We start from the raw sequence: 1,705 nt of genomic DNA, 5'->3' as shown, positions 1-1,705 counted from the left end.
AAGAGATCATCCGGTATTAGCACTCGTTTCCAAGCGTTATCCCAGTCTGCCAGGCAGGTTACCCACGTGTTACTCACCCGTCCGCCGCTGACATCAATGGAGCAAGCTCCACATCAGTCCGCTCGACTTGCATGTATTAGGCACGCCGCCAGCGTTCGTCCTGAGCCAGGATCAAACTCTCAATTAAAGTTTGATTCAAGGCTCGAATCGATTCTCATCTATCACTCGTTTAGTTTTCAAGGATCAATAGAGCCGCCGAAGCGACGTTTTCTAATATACCATCTCAGCCAACTCAAGTCAACTTCTTTTTCCCTTCACCGTTACTCTCTCGTGGTGACAAGGACTATCTTATCAGAGTCTGTCGTACTTCGCTTGTCCATTCCTTTACAAACCCCTACAAAACCACTCAACTAAGCCCTTCTCCACACCTCTCCTTGGTTTCGCGCTCTTTCTTGTAAGCATTCAAGGATTCCCTGACATCCCTACAGAATATAAAGAAGTGAAGGGAACATGATTCCCTACGAAGGAGGTAGACCTATGTCCATCCTCGTTATTGGCGGCCTTATTCTCCTCTGTACTCTCGTGGTCAAGCTCAACAAATCCGCCAAGTCTAACGCCCAAAACCGCTCCCGTAGAATCCCCTCCAAACCTTATGTAAAAGGTCTCCCGCTACCTGCCCAACTCGGCCTGCACCCAACGTATCCGTTGCAAGGCATCGCGAAGCAACTGGACACCGCCTTTGAAAAGGAATTTGGCGATCGTTTGAAAAGCCGTTTCCTACTGAAACGCCCGTTGCTCCGGCCTGAGGAATTCGATTGGCAACTGCTTGAACTCAAACGCTATTTCGTCCTCACAACCCTTCTTCGTGAAGTTCCGATGTTCAGTGATGACATTGATGAAATCTGGCACGAGATGTTGCTGTACAGCCGTGAGTATGAAGCGTTCTGCAAGGCCTTTGCAGGCGAAGTGATTCACCATGCCCCGCACAGTGAACCTGCACCGAACCCCAACGGTCGTGCTTGGTTTGATTGGGTATACTGCCAGCTCTTTGAGGTTACGCCCTACAGCATATACATCTGGAAGAACTTTTTCCGCACCCCGCTCGATCAGCAGCAACTGAAAGAGTTCCAGACGACGGATCATGCGCAGCTCCTACCCAAATACTTCACCACCAATCCGAATGTGCGCGAGACAGCGATACGACTGATTGATACTCTGCGCGAACAGATGAACAACACCACACGACCTGCATATACAAAAAGGTACACCCATCCATCGATGCTCGTTGGTGCGACAAGCGCGTTCGTGTTTTTCTCACTCTACGAAGCGGACGGATTTCAGGACGAGATGCACCAGATGCTCTATGGTCGCAAGCATGACCCGAACAGCTCCTCATGCGGCAGCGGATTTGTCTGTGCAACGTCTTCCGATGATTCCACCAAAACCTCTTCCTGTAGTTCCTCCTCTTGCAATTCTTCCTCCTGTAGTTCCTCCTCATGCGGTAGTTCGTGTGGCGGAAGCAGTTAATACAAAAAAGACCCGATCCGTTATGGATCGGGTCTTTCACTATTGCCTCGCGACGTCCTACTCTCCCAGGACCCTGCGGTCCAAGTACCATCGGCGCTGGAAAGCTTAACTTCTGTGTTCGAGATGGGAACAGGTGTGACCTTTCCGCCATCATCACGAGACTGTGACAACTGGGTAG

The 1,705-nt window shown here is 50.3% G+C and carries 1 protein-coding gene and 2 rRNA genes; 1 reads left to right on the top strand and 2 read right to left on the bottom strand.

The features are described from left to right. Nucleotides 1-187: ribosomal RNA gene (locus C7459_RS22785) — 16S ribosomal RNA — on the bottom strand; the annotation flags it as partial. Nucleotides 188-537: 350 nt separating this feature from the next. Here C7459_RS22785 and C7459_RS22780 point away from each other — a divergent pair. Further along, complete coding sequence (locus tag C7459_RS22780; RefSeq protein ID WP_109691465.1) at nt 538-1,527, top strand: glycine-rich domain-containing protein; 990 nt, start codon at nt 538-540, stop codon at nt 1,525-1,527. Between the two features lie 44 nt (nt 1,528-1,571). Here C7459_RS22780 and rrf read toward each other — a convergent pair. After that, nucleotides 1,572-1,688: ribosomal RNA gene (gene rrf, locus C7459_RS22775) — 5S ribosomal RNA — on the bottom strand. Between the last annotated feature and the right edge of the window lie 17 nt (nt 1,689-1,705).

Origin of the sequence: Tumebacillus permanentifrigoris, assembly GCF_003148565.1 — a bacterium.
Classification (GTDB): domain Bacteria; phylum Bacillota; class Bacilli; order Tumebacillales; family Tumebacillaceae; genus Tumebacillus; species Tumebacillus permanentifrigoris.
The sequence above is the reverse complement of the archived record's forward strand: the minus strand, read 5'-3'. Positions and strand labels throughout refer to the sequence as shown.